The organism is Sphingobacterium sp. MAE (genome assembly GCF_056711605.1).
Genome location: NZ_CM160044.1, coordinates 3,799,363 through 3,817,982, shown reverse-complemented (window position 1 = coordinate 3,817,982; position 18,620 = coordinate 3,799,363). Strand labels below are relative to the sequence as shown.

The following is an 18,620-nucleotide window of genomic DNA, read 5'->3' as shown; positions in this document are numbered from 1 at the left end:
CATGAAAATTTTATATACAATTTTACTTTCAATATTCGCTTATACTTTTTCATTTGCTCAAGTCAATACGCGACCAAAACCACCTAAAGTAAAACATGCAGAACCTCTTTATCTCGATCTGATGCGTGATCTTGGAGCTCGAAAAGGGGAGGCCGAAGTGAATGTTGGTTATGGGACAGGACGTTTCAAAAATAAAATCGAGCACCATGCTTTTGTTGAATATGAATGGGCAGTTGCCAACCGTTTGGGAGTAGAAATCGAAATCCCTGTACTTTTTGCAAAAGATGATCTAGGACATAGAACCAATCGGGTAGAGGGACTAAAATTTGGAACTCAATATACGTTTTTAGTTGATGAGAAACGTCAGACTTCCTTGGCTATTGGTTATGTGCATGAAATGGAATTTGGCAAATCTAATCCAGCTATCAGAAATACACCTCTTTTCGGAGGATTCATATCGTTACCATTTTTTATAGCAGCTAAAAACTTTAACCACATCAGTACATTGATTTATACAGGACCAGAGTTCGAATATCGTTTTAAAAATAGAGCAGTGCAAACCAATTTTGTTCTAAATGCCAACATACATTATATGGTTCCTAATTCAAGTCATTATATCGGTATTGAAAATGATATGCGCATAGAACGCGGTCAATTGGAATACACTATGAGACCCCAAGTCAAGCTTGCCTTATCACCAAGCATCGCAGTAGGACTTGTATGCGGTGTTCCAATAAAATCCCAAGAATTTCAAATGGATTTTATGACCCGTCTGATCTGGGAACCTAAGTTTTAGGACTATTATCCTTTGGTAAGGATAATTAATACAAGAGTCCCATACATTTAAATGTATGGGACTCTTGTAATTGTGGAGCATATCGGAATCGAACCGATCACCTCTTCACTGCCAGCGAAGCGCTCTACCAAATGAGCTAATACCCCTTTTGATCCTAAGACAGCGGCAAGATAGTATTTTTCTATGAAATAGTGAAGACTTAAGAATGATTTTTATTTCGTTTTAAAAATGTGATTTCTTTTATGATCGTGTTCGTTTTATTGACTCCAACCTGAGCAACCGCATCATCAATATCTACAGGGATCGTACTTAAAAGTGACCGGAAAAAATAAGTTAGTGAACAATATATGACTTATCATTTTTGAAGAAGCAAAAAGAAATGCAGCTGAATTGTTAAATCAACACAGTTATCTTAAAGGATTCTGGAGATTATATGGTCGCTAAAGTATTTATGCATTTTGAAGATTTCATAAAAATGGATGTAGTTACTTTAGTCAATGAAGACGGTCAGTGGAAAATTACGAAATCAATCAATTCCTACAAGTAGGTTAAAGAATCAAGTAATCTATCACGTCATTAAAAAGCCTTGGCATGATCATGCCAAGGCTTGTTATTTATGCTTCTCTTCTGATATCAAAAGAAATGTAATTTTCGTAATATTCGAGCGATCTCACTGGACTGGTGAAGTTGTACAAAAGTTCTAAGTATATTTTGGATATTAAGGCCCAAGTAGTTTGTTCTCCAAAATTGCGTGCCTTAAATCGGTGCCAAGCCAGTAGTCGTTGTGAGTGATACAATTGGCTGATTTTTTCACGCATAGCATCGATGTCGTTAAAAGGAGTGAGGATACCACGGTCATCTCTCAGTAGATCTTGAGCGTGCCAATATGGAGTAGCAATAACAGCCGCTCCAGCGCCTATTGCAAACGAAAGTGTTCCACTACTGATCTGTTCTTCATGTTGATAAGGAGATAGGTAGATATCACATGCCGTTAAATAATCTTTCAGTTGCTCATCAGACAAGAATTCATCCACGAAAATAACTTTTTCCTGCAATTGCAATTGTTCAGCCAAGTCCTGTAACTCATAACGATAAGATTCACCTTCACGTGCCAGTACGTTGGGATGTGTTTTTCCAACGATCAAATATTTAAAATCGGGCAAATCCAGTCCTGGCAAAGATTTGATCGCATATTCTAAGCCTTTTCCTCTTCCTATCAGACCAAAAGTCATCATCACAAAATTGGCGTGCATACCTAACTTTTCTTTTGCTGCCTGTTGGTTGTAATCAAATTGCGGCACCCCGTGCGGTATCATCTTGAATTTATACTGGTCACAATTTGGAAATAGCTCCTTCAAGATTTCACATCCTTTTGGCGATAGACTCACCACAGCATGAGATTTTGTAATAAGCGTCTCCATGATTTCCTTTTTTTGTAAAGACGGAGATGCTAATATGGTGTGGAAAATAGTCAACAAAGGAATATTTAACTTGTTGACCAAGTTGTTGATGAAAATACCATCAACACCCCCAAAAATGCCATATTCATGTTGCAAAATGCAATAGTCATATTCTTCATTGATAATATAAGAAGCTTGAATATAACTGTCCAATCGATCCTTATCAATAACAAACCGTACCGAATGATCAAATTTGTCTTGACCAATTTTAGATACGGCAATCACATCGATGGTCACATTAGGATCCAATTCCATCCCTTTCTTCAGGTCCTTTGTAAAAGTTGCTAATCCACATTGTTGAGGCGGGCAGGTACTTATGATTACAATTTTTTTCATAGGAATTATACCGTTTCGATGTTATGTTCTTCGTTATCAACAGGAATATCCAAAATAGCCATCAATAACAAATAGTATCCTCTATCTAATCCTATTTTTTCTGCTTTTTGATCTATATTTTCCATGTGTATGCTATCTTTAAAATGTAATTATCTTTTCGTTTGTTAAAACAAAAGCTGTACCCAACATTCCCTCAGATATGCATAAACGTAGTTTTTGATGCATAACCCGTAGCATAACCCGTATTATCCGTAAAAAAACGGAGCGAATAGGTATTTTTTTACCCGTTGATTTACCATGCAGTTTCATGGTGCTGAATGCTAGTTTATAGCATAAGTATCGTTATATTTATAGTTGACAAATTTTGCTTACAATGAGTTTGTCGCATTTTTATTGTTAAACCGATCACCTTATAGATATCATTTGTTATGAAATTGAAACATATCCTTTATTTTCTTATCCTGTTCCATTCATTTGCTTATGCACAGGAAAACCTAGATTTTAATGCTAAAAAGAATATCATCTCGCCAGAGGTCAATGAAAAAAAAGTGACCTTCCGACTTTTAGCTCCGCAAGCCAAAACTGTAAAGCTACAGGGGAATTGGATGGAATCAAGTCCTGTTGAACTGCAAAAAGGTGCCGACGGAGTCTGGTCATTGTCACAAGCCGATTTCAAACCAGATATTTACACCTATTCTTATTTAGTTGATGGTGTTAAGGCCAATGATCCAAACAATCCCTATCAAGTTCGTGATGTTTCCTCTGTGATGAGTATGTTTTTAGTGGCGGGGCCACAGTCATTATCCTACGAAGTACAACGCGTTCCGCATGGAAGTGTTACTAAACGATGGTATGCCTCCAAGGGACTTCAAGAAGATCGAAGACTCACGGTGTATACACCCCCAGGTTATGAATCTAATAAGGGGAAATACCCTGTTCTCTATCTTTTACATGGTATGGGTGGGGATGAAGAAGCATGGATGACACTAGGTAGAGCTTCTCAGATCTTAGATAATCTGATTGCCGCTGGTAAGGCAAAGCCAATGATCGTTGTGATGCCAAATGGACACACCAGCAATGCTGCAGCCCCAGGTGAGTCGGCAAAAGGTTTTTATAAAATCGATATGATGACTCCTGATATTTTTACGGGTGATATGGAAACTTATTTTAATGAAATCATAAATTTTACGGAGCAAAATTACCGAGTAAAATCAGATGCTAAAGACCGGGCGATTGCAGGACTTTCCATGGGTGGCTTTCATTCCCTGTATATTTCAGCAAACCAACCAAAGATGTTTGGCTATGTCGGATTATTTTCACCAGCAATTCTGCCCCCACAAAATAAACAGAGCCCGATTTACATGAATCTAGATACTAAATTGGATATTCAAAGAAAACAGGGATATCAGTTGTATTGGATCGCCATAGGAAAGACTGATTTTTTGTATAAAAGTGTAACGGATTTCCGAAATAAATTGGATAGAAGTGGTTTTAAATATACCTATGTAGAATCTGACGGCGGTCACACCTGGAGCAATTGGCGAACCTATCTGACAGATTTTGTTCCGCAATTATTTAAATAGCACCTGTATCACCTATTCAAGATGCAGCAATAGCAGGTATTTCTGTATCTTGAATAGATGTGAAGGCTATTTTAGCTATTCCCATTGTTAATAAAACGTGATTTACCTCTTTTCTTGAATAGCTTTCTGTCCCAGGTTAATAGCATGATTACAAAAATAATAAAACAGATCAAGGTTACGATGTTTGTTCTAATCAATAAGGCATGTATGGTAGCAGGAACAAGTATAGCTTTGGTTTTTGAAACAGAAACAGTTAAAATAAATGAAAAAATAATACTAAAAAGAAGGAAAACTCCAAATCCACCATATTGATCGAAATCATTGAATATAAGTAGATGCCAAAATCCCCAAAATATTCCAGAAATAACGCTTTTAACAATGAGATTAATTTTCCCTAGACCTTCAATTAAATACCCCCTCCAAGTATATTCCTCCATGATATCATAAACGATAGTAAATAGACAAAATATAAATGCCCATAGATGTTCATTTATACCATTGTTGTTGCTAAATCCATAAACTGAATATCCGATAAATAATAGTAGCGGGAAGAGTGCGCTTTTTAGCTTGTTATCTCCAAATAGCGAATACGTGGACTTTACTGGACTGAATTTGTAAAATAAAAAGGAAACTAGAAGGATCGCAATGCCGTGATTATAATTCCAATTGACCTCTAAATTGGTGAATGCATGGATAACCGATTGCAATACATTTGGAAGTTTTCTGGAAAAATAAGTTAAAATCAGTATGAGTCCATAAAAAGATAAAATAAGGAACCAGTTTACTTTTTTAATTTCATTAATTAATTTCATTGTATATAAGAGTATGCTTTAATAGGTTTTACTACGAACAAAATTTTAGGATTTTTTGAACGCATAGTTTCCAAAGAACTGCTAATATAATAACTCTTTGCATTAGTGCATAGTAAGATTTTAAAATAAATTACCTTGCTCTGCGTTCACAAAATTTTATAGTAGTCTCGTATTTCACAGTCCTTTATACACTTTGTTTGGATAAAATATCCTCTATAAAAAGATTGGCTTCTATTTTGATATCTAATTACTCATATAGTGATCTGTCTACATAGGAGAGCAAATTTACTAAAACTACTACCATGCTAAAATTGTTACTATAAACTGATTTTACTAAAGTGATAAAGAGATGAAAAAAATAACTTTGGCTATACTGAATGCCGTCTGTCTTATTGCGACGCTATTTGTAAATTATCGCGCTAATACCGGAGCAATAAACGGTAATACAATGAAAATAGTCTCCGATACCTACCACAATTTATTTACACCAGCAGGTTATGCCTTTTCTATCTGGGGGTTGATCTATCTGTTCTTGATCGGTTTTGTCATCTATTCATTTGTCATCTTAAAAAAACCAAAAGAAAGTCATATCATCCATAGAGTTGGGTTATGGTTTATCACGTCATGTGTGCTCAATAGCTTTTGGATAGTAGCTTGGTTAAATGATTATATTGGTTTTTCAGTACTGATCATGATCCTACTATTAATCACCTTACTTAGGATTATTGTCAATATCAAAGCGCAACTGACTGACCCTCCCTTTCGTATTGTTGCTTTGGTATGGTGGCCATTTTCGTTATATTCTGGATGGATATCAGTAGCATTGATTGCCAATGTTGCCGCTTATCTAACCAAAATTCATTGGGATGGATGGCAGTTATCTCAGGTCACCTGGACAGTCATCATGATTATTATCGCAGGCTTGCTTTATATTTATATGACCTGGAAACGTAACATGAGAGAATATGCATTGGTCGGCTCTTGGGCACTTATAGCTGTTGCTGTAGCAAATTCAGCAGGCAGTTATACTATTTATACCACAGCAATTACAACGGCAGTTGTTATAGCTGTAAGTGGATTGCTGCATGGAATCAAAAACTTTCGTGGATTTGGCAATCAACTTGGGATCTAACAAAGCGGGTCTAAGATCGAAGATCTTAAGTATCAATGAATTTTTATCCAACATGGTGTATTGTATTTTTTATTCAAGATTCTTAGCGCTTCATATAAAAACCCCATTTTTGAATCAGCAAAAGACCACTTTCAATTTTAATAAGGGTGAGATCTCATTTTACTAATATCATCAACTTTTTTATCGTGCTCTCACATGGCTTTTTATTCGCATATTATTTTAAAAAACATGATATTAAGATAGGTGTAAAAAAAACCTCCCGAACGTTAACATTCGGGAGGTTGTCCAGTGCGGAAGAAGGGACTCGAACCCCCACGCCTTGCGGCGCCAGATCCTAAGTCTGGTGCGGCTACCAATTACGCCACTTCCGCATTAGGATTTTTTATGATGACGTAAAGATAAAATCGAAATTTATATTTTGCAAGTGTTTTCTTTGCATTCTATAGATTAAATGCAGATCATGCTGTTTATGAATAAGATATTTTTTGCGTGCTCTAGTTGCCTTCTATACGAAGATCTATCTGGTTGTAGTCCGATTTTATAAAAAAAACAATACCGCCTGTTTTAAAATTTTGTTTTCCTTTATACTTAGAAGCTGATCCATAGAAATCAATATTAGTCATGCTTATATAGAGTCTTCGCAGATTGCCATTAAGATTTATTATAGTACTGTTTCCTAAAAGCTTCAGGAGTAAATAACGTGTATTTTTTGATAAATTTGATAAAATATGATGTGTCAAAAAAATTGAGTTTCATTCCTATTGTTGCTACAGAAAGTTCAAAATTTACTAACATCCTTTTTGCCTCGAGCAATACTCTATTACGTATGATTTCTCCAGCTGACATATTAATCTGGTCTTTGCAGATAAAATTCAAATGATTCGAAGTGATGTAAAGCAGGGCTGCATAATCTTTAGGAAGTCTAACATCTTTAAAGTTCTCCTCGATCAGATTCAGAAATTGTTTCAGTAAGACAGAGTTATAACTTGTTTTAGTCAAAATTGGTGATTCAGAATTTACCTCTCTACTGGATAAGACAAATAGTTTAAGCATATTTGCTGTAATAGCTACAGACGTAAAATCTAAATGATTATCCCATTCTTTTAAAATTTCTTCAAAAATAGTAACGGCTTTAGGGCGGCTATTTTTCGCAGTTTTAGCATTTGACCACTAGCGAAAATATTAAAGAAGGGAAATCGACTATATGAATTGTACAATACAGCAAAAAAGAAAACCGATAAGAGTATTCCACTTAGAATAATTGCTCGTAATTCGTATTTATCCATTATTAAAATAATTAAGTGCGGTCTATCTGAATATAATAAACACTAAACCATACAAGGGCCGTCAAAATGAATAGGACGACCATAAATGCAATGGTTCCATAAGGTTTAAATTGTTCATCATTTGTGCTTTTAGTATCCATCATATTGATCTTTTTAAATTTCTATGCAAAGCTATCGGGCATAGCAATTTTTATCAAGGTACAATCGAGACCTTAAATAGTACTATTCATGGAGAATCAAAAAAGAAGATGATCATATCCTTTTTTACACCAATCGTGATGCTGAGCTGCACGAATACACTATTTATGGAGAGAAAAGAATAAATATCTATTATTTCTTAGTTTAAATTATAGGATAGTTTGCATTCTTAACAGGAGGGTGTGGTTTTAGTGATGTATTTTATTGTAATTTTTTCGGATCGCCCCATTTATCTTATATTTGGCATCTTGTTTTTCTTGATCAATACAGTTCTTAGGTTTATTCACTTTTAGGCAGACCTATAAAATCTTAAAGTTAATGATCTGAAAATTAGTTAGAAAATAGACCCGTCAATATTCCTGATGATCTACCGTTTTTAGTGAGGGAAGTATTTGTAAATAAAATTTAAAAAGCGATATATACGATGAAATATATGAAGTATATGGTCTGTGCAAGTCTACTCGTGTTTTTAGGCTGTGCTTCCAAAAAAGATATCCAAAATGATTCTTACTCAAAATTTGTTAATCCATTTATTGGCACAGATTTTACAGGAAATACCTATCCCGGAGCGCAGGTTCCTTTTGGTATGGTGCAGTTAAGTCCTGACAATGGTTTACCAGGCTGGGACCGTATCTCGGGTTATTTCTATCCGGATAGCACCATCGCCGGTTTTAGTCATACACACCTGAGTGGTACAGGAGCAGGAGATCTCTATGATATCTCCTTTATGCCCGTTACCCTTCCTTATAAGGAGGCAGAGGCTCCATTAGGTATTCATTCCAAATTCACCCATAAGGCTGAACAGGCGCATGCTGGTTATTATCAAGTAAAACTTACAGATTACGATATCAACGTTGAATTGACAGCAACCCCTCGTTGCGGTATTCAACGCTATACTTTCCCAGAAGCAGAGGCTGCTGTATTTTTAGATCTCAGGAAAGCCATGAACTGGGACGCAACAGTCGATTCGCATATTGAAGTAGTCGATTCAGTCACGATCCGCGGTTATCGATTTTCTGAAGGCTGGGCGAGAGGACAACGTGTCTATTTCGAAACACGCTTTTCAAGACCATTTTCTGCCGTGCACCTTGATAGTACTGAGATATTATCCGTGACAGATACCATCACAAAAGCGACTAAACGGATCGGTACAGCTTTTAAAGCCCGTTTTGATTTTAAAACAGCTCAAGGAGACCAGATCACATTGAGTACAGCGCTTTCTGGAGTGAGTATGGAAGGAGCGTCTAACAACTTAAAAGCAGAGGCACCAAAGGATGATTTTGAGTATTATCTTGCTCAGGCCGAAAAAAATTGGAATGATGAACTTGGGAAGATTGCTATACAGACGACAGATCAAGATTCTCGTGTAAAATTTTATACCGCATTATACCATAGTATGTTAGCACCTACCATATTTGGAGATGTGGATGGATCTTACTTTGGTGCTGATCGAAAAACGCATAAAGCTGAAAATTGGACCAATTACAGCACATTTTCATTGTGGGATACTTATAGGGCATCACATCCATTATTTACGATAACCGATCCTCATCGTGTCAATGACATGATTAAGTCCTTTCTTGCCTTTTACGAGCAACATGGTCGTTTACCGGTATGGAATATCTATGGAAGCGAAACCGATATGATGATCGGACACCATGCCATACCCGTTATCGTAGATGCCTATTTAAAAGGTATCGGCGACTTTGACGTCAATAAAGCACTTGAAGCTTGTGTCGCTTCGGCAAATACCGATGCTTATAGGGGAGTAGGTCTGTATAAAAAACTGGGCTATGTTCCCTATGATGTTGCAGATCAATATAATGCAGAAAACTGGTCCTTATCCCGCACATTGGAATATGCTTTCGATGATCATTGTATTGCAGTAATGGCAAGTAAGATGGGAAAAGAGGATATTGCAGCAACATTTTTGACCAGATCAAAAAATTATAAAAATGTCTATAATCCGGCAACGTCGTTTATGCAGCCCCGACATAGTAATGGTCAGTTCATAAGCCCATTTGATCCCGAAGATTATAGCGAACATATTTGTGAAAGTAACGCATGGCAATATTTTTGGTCGGTACAGCATGATATTCCAGGCTTGATCAATTTGGTAGGTGGCCAAGAACGCTTTGCGCAAAAGCTTGATAGCATGTTTACTTTCCATCCTTCAGATACGACCAAGCTGCCTATTTTTAGTACAGGCATGATTGGACAGTATGCACATGGCAATGAGCCGAGCCATCATGCTTTATATCTATTCAACGCTGCCGGGCAGCCTTGGAAAACACAGCAGTACGCAGCCGAGGTAATGGAAAAGCTATATCTGAATAATCCTTCTGGTCTCAGTGGCAATGAAGATTGTGGGCAGATGTCTGCTTGGTATGTATTCAGTGCATTAGGTTTTTATCCAGTAGATCCTGTCAGTGGCAGATATGAGATTGGTACGCCGCTTTTTGAGCATAGTGAAATTACACTTGCTAACGGTAAGAAATTTACAGTCAAAGCCAATCACGTCAGTAAACAGAATATTTATATCCAATCGGTTTCAATAGATGGCAAACCGCTTGAAACCAGTTATATTACGCATCAGCAAATGATTTCGGGAGTGACGTTGGTATTCGAAATGGGAAACAAACCAGGGCCGGTGTGGTATAAGAAATAATCGGGTGTAGCAGCACCGTTTTAATGTAGAGCGTTGCAAAAAGTTAATTGCTTTTTGCAGCGCTTTTATATGGTATAGCCAGTTTACACATTAACAATCATTCCGCTTCCACCAATTACTTTTATTCCAGAGGAGAATGCTTTCCAAACCCGGATGTAACGAAACTTGCTTTCAAAATCATCTCCACCGTAATTGCCTGTCAATTCTAGGGTCAAGGTAATCACGGCCGTATCATCGATGATATTTAGATGTTCAACATGAGGAATAAGGTTCCTGATCATTAGATTACCATCACGATAGCTTTGCAGATCCATTTCCTTTGTGATAACGGCTCCACTTGGAATGACAAAAAGTAAATCATCGTGCAATAGTTCCTCAAGCACGTTTATATCACGATCTTTGATCGCGCCATAAAGCTTGTTTTCCTGACTTAAAATATCTGCTTTTGTCATGGGGTATAATTTTTCTGGGGCGAACTTATATGATTAGTATTTGATCTACTAATTTAATCAATTTATATTAAAGCTTTCAGTAAACACCACTTTATTTATAAATGTTTCTTCTACATTTATAAATAAAGTATTACCTTTAACATTCAAATAACCATTACTTGAATAATCCTATGTTGCGTTTATACACTTGTAATTTTAATTATTTAATTTGCACAATCATCAGATGCAGTCTTGTTGGCGTTCTATTTTTCACATCTTATTCCATTACTTTTGGACAAGATCTCTCTTTATCGAGTTCAGATCGGAAACTAGTGGTCAACTCAAGTAGTGCAAATAAGGGTCTGTTTTATCGATGTACAATAGGAGGAGCGGAGACGTTAGAAGATATTAATGATACCAAACTATTGGAATGTAAGCAGCCAGTGGCACTAAAAAAAGAGAAAACAATTGAATTGACATTACATCCCGACGGTGGAGCTTTACTGTTTGGATAGTCGAAATTTTATAAACTTATTGCAAGAGGAGGGGAGGTTATGAAGAATTTGTTGATTGTCATTTTTTCATTGTGGCAATTTAGCCTAGCTCTTGGGCAGCCCAATCATGTCCGTTTTTTCTCCCTTCAAGATGGACTGACCAATCAACAAGTTTTAGATGTCGTCCACGATGAGGATGGCTATTTATGGGTAGCAACAGAATTGGGCTTAAATCGGTTTGCCGGTAAGGCTTTCAAATCGTATTATACTTCAGATAACCAAGATGGCCGTTCAATCAACAGTAACGAGATCAATACGCTCCTATACGACGATCAAAAAATATATATTGGTACACGATCCAATGGTTTAAACGTATTGGACCTCCATACCAACAAATTTTCCTATTATTTGCATGATCCGGCCGATCCAAAATCTATTGCTACAAATGATATAACAGACATTATCAAAAGTAAAAATGGTAATTTATGGATAGCGACCTATCATCAAGGTCTACAGCATTTTGATCCCATTATAAAAGAATTTAGACGCTATAATAGAAAAAATTTCCCTAAGCTTCCTGAAAATAGCATCTGGTCACTCGTAGAAGATAAAAAAAATACACTTTATATCGGTCATGTCAATAAAGGGCTCTCTATCTTAGACCCCACAACTGGTGTACTTAAGCATCTGACAAGTCAAAACACAGCGAATCAATTGGCTGACAATGAAGTCAAAATACTGTATTGTGATCGATATGATAATATATGGATTGGAACAAGAAAAGGCCTGTCCATTTATCATCCTTTAACAGGTCATATACAGCATATTCCGCTAGCCAAATTAGCGAAAAATGGAAGAGAGCCATTCATTTATACGATTAAAGAAATTGGAGATGAGATTTGGATCGGAGGCGAATCTTCTCAGCTTTTTATTGTGCAGCCCACATACCGAGTTGACAAGCAAGTAGCGGGTATGAAGCACCTTCAGCTATTTGATGTAGGCAAAGGAAATAATGTCATGATACAGCATATTTCTTCCGATCGCTTTGGCAATATCTGGCTAGGCTTGTATGGTGGCGGGTTAGGTTTTGTGAGCCATCTAGCTCCATTCTTCTATGTTTTTCCAGATCCATCAACATCCACTCCTATCGCAACAGTCAGCAGTATTGTAGAAAGGAATGAACAAACGATGTTTCTTTCTACAGAAGGGACAGGACTAGTTCAGATGGACAAAAAGGGAAAACTATTAAGTCATATTGGACAGAAAAATGGCGATCCAGATGATTATATATTGACCTCATTCAAAGATCATAATCAAAATATTTGGATAGGTATACGCAGGGGCGGTGTGGCTGTCCAACGGCCAAATACAAATACTTGGCATGAGATTTACTTGGGGGAACAAGCAACCGATGTTCGTGCGATTTTAGAAGATCATCACGGACACATCTGGATTGCAGCCCTGCAAGGCATCTTTATTTACAACCCCCATCGTAGTACCGTAGAGAAATTACTCATCAATAAACCCATGATGGGAGATTATGCACCTCGCGCCCTGGTAGAAGACGACCGTGGAAACATGTGGGTAGGCACATACGGACAGGGACTGTATATCTTTGATTCCAATCGAAAATTACTTCAAAATATAACAAACCATACTGGGCTCCGAAGCAATACGGTTAACGATTTATTGCGTGACAAGCATCATAATATTTGGGTCGCAACAAATAGCGGGATTGTTTTTCAGCATGCACAAAAGGAAATCGGAAAACTGGATATACTCACTCCACCAGGAGCAGATGCTTGGTTATTTATCAATGCAATAGCAGAAGACCAACATGGAAATATATGGTGTTCGACTAAGTCGGGTTTGATGCGTTATTTACCATTAGAAAAACAGTTTCTACAGTATGATCAGGCGTTTGGTTTGCCTCTCGGAGGTTTTATCAATGGAAGTGTCGGTCAAGATCACAATGGACATTTATATTTCGGGATGCAAGAAGGCATTTCTTATTTTGATCCTAAAGATATTCCATTGAGCCTTCCGACATCGCCAGTCCGCATCAGTCGATTTATTGTCTTTAGGTCAGGTGAATCCAATACTACAGTAGATAAATATCCCTCTCAGCAGCAAGAGATCAATTTAAGCCACGAAGAAAATAGTTTCCGAGTAGAACTGGCCGTGATGGATTTTGCTTTGCATGGATTGGTTGAATTTAGTTATCAGTTGCAAGGCCTGAACAGTGATTGGATTTTTTTAGGAAATGAGACTAATTTGGATTTTCGTAATATTCCTTATGGCGAGCATGAGCTGATCATTCGTACCCGCATGAGAAATGGCCAGTGGTCCAATGATTATCAGCGTTTGTTGGTTAAGATTGCACCGCCAATTTATTTGAGTTTACCGGCTAAGATCTTGTATTTCGGCATTCTCGCAAGTATACTGTATGTCTTGATTTTCTTTTACAATAAAAAGCTGAAAGCAGAGTCCGAGCTTAAGCTCAAGGAGAGGCAACACGAACAGGATCAAAAACTATATACCGAGCGGATCAACTTTTATACCCATATCACCCATGAACTGCGCACCCCTTTAACATTAATTTTAGGACCGCTTGATGATTTAGCCGATGAAAAGCAGCTTTCAGCAAAAAATAAAGGATTAGTACTTGCTGTTCAGAAAAGTGCCAACAGGCTTTTTACTTTAGTTAATCAGCTTTTAGAATTTAGAAAAATAGAATCTCAATATAAACCGTTAGTACTCGGAGAAGGGTATTTGGCAGAGATGCTCCATGAACTCGTCGAGAAGTATAAACTGTTGAACAGTAAAAAAGATCTCCAAGTGATCTCCAGATTGCCAGATCCCGATATCCGAACTTTATTTGACGCCGAGATTGTTCAGCTTATTGTAGAGAACTTATTGTCAAATGCCTATAAGTATAGTGAAAAGGGAAATATTGAAGTCAGTCTTCATTATGAAAAAAATCAATTAGTCAACTGGGCAGTATTGACAGTCTCCGATACAGGATGTGGAATTTCAGCAAAAAATATCGATTCAATCTTTGATAAGTTTTATCAGGTATCAAGACCTGGAGTGCAAGGTACTGGTATCGGTCTGGCTATGGTCAAAGAATTGATTGCGATTCATCAGGGCAAAATTAATGTAGACAGCACCGAAGGCGTAGGCACAACCTTTACAGTACGATTTTTAGCAAACCATGTTATTGTCGAAAAAGAAGAAGAGCCAACTGCCAACTGGGATCAGGAAAATGTTGAAATAGAAAGCGTACGTCCGCTACTTCTATTGGTCGAAGATGACCCTGATCTACGGGATTATCTAGGTGATATCCTACAGACACATTATCAAGTCTTACGAGCAGAAAACGGCTTGAGCGGATTTAAAATCGCAAAAGAGCAAGTTCCAGATTTGCTCATAAGCGATATTATGATGCCCGATATGGATGGCTTTCAATTGGCTGAAAAATTAAAAGAAGATCGGGTCACGAGTCATATCCCCTTAATTCTGTTGACCGCTAAAGACACCGATTTAGATCGACAGCGCGGCTATGACTTAGGAATAGATTCCTACCTGACCAAACCGATCGGACGAACATTACTGTTTAAACGTATAGACAATTTATTACGTAAGCAGAAGAATATGTATGCAACTATTTTACAAAAGATAAAAGCCGATACGTTCGAAAGCCAGCCTTCAGAACAAGCGATGCCCAAAGAAGATCTTTGGCGGGAAAATATTTTTGTGCAAGACTTTGCAAAGATCGTGGAGCAGCATATGCAAGATGAGGTGCTTGATGCCACTACATTAGCAGAGAGAATGAACATGAGTCAATCCACCTTGTATCGAAAACTCAAAGGGATAACAGGTAAAAATATCAATCAGCTTGTGCGTAAGATACGAATTCATAAAGCCGCCGAATTGCTCCTTTCAGGACGTTACAATGTCACTGAGGTCTCTTTTATGGTAGGCATCAATAGTGCCATTTATTTCCGGCAATGCTTCAAAGAAGAATTTGGAAAGCTCCCTTCCGAATACCAAAAATCAACGATCAATAGCAAAAAAGCTTAAAATTAGAAAATCTGTCTCAGATGTTTTAAAAACGTATATTTTGACCGAAAAACATATGTTAATTGACGGATTTATATATGGTCAGACTGCTCAAAATGGGCTAAGTTTGACCTTATAATTCAATTATAAATCTAGTTAAGAGCCGCAGCGATGCAATTTATATAACCCATATAAATTATGATTAACCATCCTGATGTATTTGCTGACTAGATTCATTTATTTACTGTTTAATTAGTATAACTATTTATGAACAACCTAAAAATTGTTTCTGTTTATGCCATGTTGAGCGTTGCGCCAGCTTTGGTATATGCTCAAGGAAAGATTACGGGGCAGGTTACAAACAAATCAAATGAGCCTATTCTAGGAGCGAGTGTTATTGTTGAAGGCGGAACGAATGGAACCACCACAGACAAGTCGGGTAAATTTGAACTGAACGCCAATAAAGGTGTTCTCGTCGTATCTTATATTGGGTACAAAACGCAGAGAATACCATTAGATGGTACGACAAATCTCAAGATTCAACTGGACAATGATGACCATGTCTTAGAAGATGTCGTTGTTGTCGGTTACGGAACACAGCGCAAAGCGACGTTAACCGGATCTATTTCCGAAGTGAAAGGTAAAGATCTTGTTAAAAGTCCCCAACCCAATTTATCTAATGCCCTAGCAGGACGCTTTTCAGGAGTGGTCATCAACAACCGTAGCGGTGAACCCGGATATGACGGATCTTCAATTACAGTACGTGGACAAGCAACAACAGGAAATAATGATGTCCTAGTTGTCGTAGATGGAGTACCCGGGCAAGTAGGAGGGTTAGAACGGTTAGATCCAAATGATATTGAGAGTATCTCCGTACTCAAAGATGCTTCAGCAGCAATCTATGGTAACCGTGCCGCCAATGGGGTTATTCTAGTCACAACAAAAAAAGGAAAAAGCGGTAAACCATCCATATCCTATAGTGGAAATTTGGGCTTAAGTTCCCCAACCCGATTGCCAAAGATGGCAGATGCGGCGACTTATGCCCTATTGAGAAATGAGATAGCTCAAGGCACCAATGAAGCAGGAGGCATGAATCAAATTTATTCCGAAGATCAGATCAAATGGTTTAAAGATGGTTCCAATCCACTCTTGTATCCCAATACAAATTGGGCAGATGTTACATTGAAAAATACCGCCCTTCAAAGTCAACATAATCTATCGGTTTCAGGAGGCAAAGAAGACGTTCGTTATTTCATGTCTCTAGGATCAGTATATCAAGATGGTTTGTTCAAAGAAGGAGTGACAAAATATAAGCAGTATAACTTCCGTAGCAATCTAGAAGCAGATGTTACAGAACGTTTAAAAGTTGGTTTATCCCTCGCCGGAAGACAGGAAAGTAGAAAATTTCCAACGGCATCGGCTGGAGATATTTTTAGATCCATCTATCGTGCATATCCTACAGTAAATGCATTTTACCCTAATGGATTACCATCAAGAGGTATTGAAGGAACAAATCCAGCCGTAATCGCAACAGACAAAGGTGGTACAGTAGATAATCCAAAGCAAGTGTTCAATGGGATCTTACGAGCAAGTTATAAATTACCTTGGTTAGAAGGTCTATCTGTAGACGGTTTCCTCTCGGTGGATAAATCGATGAATTTTAGTAAAAACTTCAGTGTACCTTATGTTTTATATGATTACATTCAATCAGAAGATAAGTATAAAGAATCCATTGTCGGAGGAAATAACAATAAAGCGACCTTGACTGAGTCCCACACAAATGAATCGTTGATTACCAACAACATTAAATTGAATTTTGAACGAAAATTTGGAGCACATTCAATCAGTGCGTTTGTTGGTTATGAGCAAAGTAAAGGGCATTTAGAATATTTTGATGCGCAGCGTTTCAATTATCTGTCGACCAAATTGCCAGAACTGTCACAAGGAGGATCTGCTGCTACAGATTACCTAAATTCGGGTTATAGTACCAATTATACCCGTAGAAGTATCATTAGCCGTGTCGCCTACAACTTTAGCGAAAAGTATTTATTTGAAGGACAGCTTCGGGCAGATGGATCATCCATATTTCCAGAAGGAAAAAAATGGGGATATTTCCCATCCGTCTCAGCAGGTTGGCGTGTAAGTAAAGAAGACTGGTTTGCTGATCAAATAGGTTTCTTTGATGATCTCAAGATCAGAGCTTCTTATGGTACATTAGGAAATGACAATGTAAAAGGATTTCAATACTATGATAACTATACCTTAGTAGGAAATGGCTTTGTTGCACTGCTGGACGATAAAAGTCAAATCGAGCCCAATGTGAAACTGGCAAAATTAGCAAATCCAGCCATCACTTGGGAAGTCTCTAAAAAACTGGACATCGGTTTGAATGCACAGTTCTTAAAAAACTTTACTATTGAAGCGATTTATTTTCAACAAAAAAGATCAGATATCTTAACAGAAAGAAATGCATCGATTCCAGCAATATCAGGTATCGTCAATCCATATAAAGAAAGTAGTTCCACACCTCTTGTACCTTCAGAAAATATCGGTAAGGTAAACAGTTCAGGTGTTGAAGGAACCTTGACTTATCAAAAATCAGGAGACTTTAGCTGGGGTGCATCAGGTAATATTACTTACGCAAAAAGCAAAATTATATTCATCGATGAAGCCAGCGGTACCCTTGACTATCAACGTCAAACAGGGAGACCACTAGGGACATATTTGCTCTACAATGCAATAGGACTCAACAGATCAACAGAAGATCTTGCTGGATCACCTCAAGCAAAAGGTGCTCAGGTCGGAGATTTGATCTACGAAGATTTCAATAATGACGGTAAGATCAGTGCAGATGATATGTACCGTACAAAATATGGTAACATTCCACAGATCACTTATGGGTTCAATCTAAATGCGGCCTATAAAAATTTCGATGCTTCCATTTTATTTGCAGGTCAAGCCAAGGTCAGCCAATATGTACTTCCCGAGTCCGGTACCGTAGGAAATTTTTACAGCACATGGGCAGACAATCGTTTTCATGCCATCGGCAATCCGCAAGGAACATATCCAAAAGTATCTGACCGAGCATCTTCGGCTGTCAGTGGCGGACAGTACAATAATACCTTTTGGTTAAATGATGCCTCTTTTTTACGATTGAAGAATGTTGAGATCGGATATTCACTATCAAGTGACGTATTATCAAGATTAAAATTGGGAGGTCTACGCTTTTATGTCAACGGATTTAATCTATTGACCTTTACAAAAGTAAAAGATTACGATCCCGAAGGAAACAGTGGAAGCGGTCAGTTTTATCCGCAACAGCGCATAATTAATTTTGGTGCAAATTTAAAATTCTAAGGAGG

The 18,620-nt window shown here is 37.5% G+C and carries 12 protein-coding genes and 2 tRNA genes; 7 read left to right on the top strand and 7 right to left on the bottom strand.

What is annotated here, in order from left to right:
- Position 1: 1 nt before the first annotated feature.
- Positions 2-796 carry an HAEPLYID family protein gene (locus tag AC06G9_RS16340; protein ID WP_480956754.1) on the top strand — a complete coding sequence of 265 codons (795 nt, stop codon included), beginning with the start codon at positions 2-4 and terminating at the stop codon, positions 794-796.
- A 73-nt stretch (positions 797-869) separates the two neighbouring features.
- Here AC06G9_RS16340 and AC06G9_RS16335 read toward each other — a convergent pair.
- Together AC06G9_RS16335 and AC06G9_RS16330 are read right to left on the bottom strand one after the other, a co-directional pair.
- Positions 870-942, bottom strand: a tRNA-Ala gene (locus tag AC06G9_RS16335).
- 468 nt (positions 943-1,410) lie between these two features.
- Complete coding sequence (locus tag AC06G9_RS16330; protein WP_480956753.1) at positions 1,411-2,592, bottom strand: glycosyltransferase; 1,182 nt, start codon at positions 2,590-2,592, stop codon at positions 1,411-1,413.
- A gap of 428 nt (positions 2,593-3,020) precedes the next feature.
- Between AC06G9_RS16330 and AC06G9_RS16325 the strand changes: the two genes are divergently transcribed.
- The gene (locus tag AC06G9_RS16325; RefSeq protein ID WP_094772316.1) at positions 3,021-4,175 is read left to right on the top strand and encodes an esterase; all 1,155 of its coding nucleotides are present in this window, start codon (positions 3,021-3,023) and stop codon (positions 4,173-4,175) included.
- Positions 4,176-4,246: 71 nt separating this feature from the next.
- Here the strand turns inward: AC06G9_RS16325 and AC06G9_RS16320 are convergent, their stop codons facing one another.
- A complete protein-coding gene (locus tag AC06G9_RS16320) occupies positions 4,247-4,987 on the bottom strand; it encodes a CPBP family intramembrane glutamic endopeptidase (protein ID WP_480956752.1) in 741 nt (246 codons plus the stop codon).
- A gap of 349 nt (positions 4,988-5,336) precedes the next feature.
- Between AC06G9_RS16320 and AC06G9_RS16315 the strand changes: the two genes are divergently transcribed.
- Positions 5,337-6,119 (top strand): hypothetical protein, encoded by a 783-nt coding sequence (locus AC06G9_RS16315; protein ID WP_480956751.1) that lies wholly within the window; start codon positions 5,337-5,339, stop codon positions 6,117-6,119.
- A 289-nt stretch (positions 6,120-6,408) separates the two neighbouring features.
- Here the strand turns inward: AC06G9_RS16315 and AC06G9_RS16310 are convergent.
- The 3 genes from AC06G9_RS16310 to AC06G9_RS16300 form a co-directional block, all read right to left on the bottom strand.
- Positions 6,409-6,490 (bottom strand) — tRNA-Leu (locus AC06G9_RS16310).
- A 280-nt stretch (positions 6,491-6,770) separates the two neighbouring features.
- Entirely contained in the window at positions 6,771-7,172 is a 402-nt protein-coding gene (locus tag AC06G9_RS16305; protein ID WP_480956750.1) for a helix-turn-helix domain-containing protein, read from the bottom strand.
- 244 nt (positions 7,173-7,416) lie between these two features.
- Positions 7,417-7,548: a cytochrome c oxidase subunit 2A gene (locus AC06G9_RS16300; RefSeq protein WP_248755879.1), complete on the bottom strand. Its 132-nt coding sequence runs from the start codon at positions 7,546-7,548 to the stop codon at positions 7,417-7,419.
- A 479-nt stretch (positions 7,549-8,027) separates the two neighbouring features.
- On the opposite strand from AC06G9_RS16300, the gene AC06G9_RS16295 reads away from it, so the two are divergent.
- Positions 8,028-10,271, top strand: coding sequence for a GH92 family glycosyl hydrolase (locus AC06G9_RS16295; protein ID WP_480956749.1), 2,244 nt, complete (start codon positions 8,028-8,030; stop codon positions 10,269-10,271).
- An 83-nt stretch (positions 10,272-10,354) separates the two neighbouring features.
- On the opposite strand, the gene AC06G9_RS16290 is transcribed toward AC06G9_RS16295, so the two are convergent.
- On the bottom strand, positions 10,355-10,723 hold the full coding sequence (locus AC06G9_RS16290) for a nuclear transport factor 2 family protein (RefSeq protein WP_045754563.1): 369 nt from the start codon (positions 10,721-10,723) through the stop codon (positions 10,355-10,357).
- Positions 10,724-10,893: 170 nt separating this feature from the next.
- On the opposite strand from AC06G9_RS16290, the gene AC06G9_RS16285 reads away from it, so the two are divergent.
- From AC06G9_RS16285 to AC06G9_RS16275, 3 genes are all read left to right on the top strand, one after another.
- Entirely contained in the window at positions 10,894-11,217 is a 324-nt protein-coding gene (locus AC06G9_RS16285) for a hypothetical protein (protein WP_480956748.1), read from the top strand.
- A gap of 39 nt (positions 11,218-11,256) precedes the next feature.
- Entirely contained in the window at positions 11,257-15,279 is a 4,023-nt protein-coding gene (locus tag AC06G9_RS16280; protein ID WP_480956747.1) for a hybrid sensor histidine kinase/response regulator transcription factor, read from the top strand.
- 246 nt (positions 15,280-15,525) lie between these two features.
- The gene (locus AC06G9_RS16275; protein WP_480956746.1) at positions 15,526-18,615 is read left to right on the top strand and encodes a SusC/RagA family TonB-linked outer membrane protein; all 3,090 of its coding nucleotides are present in this window, start codon (positions 15,526-15,528) and stop codon (positions 18,613-18,615) included.
- Positions 18,616-18,620 lie beyond the last annotated feature (5 nt).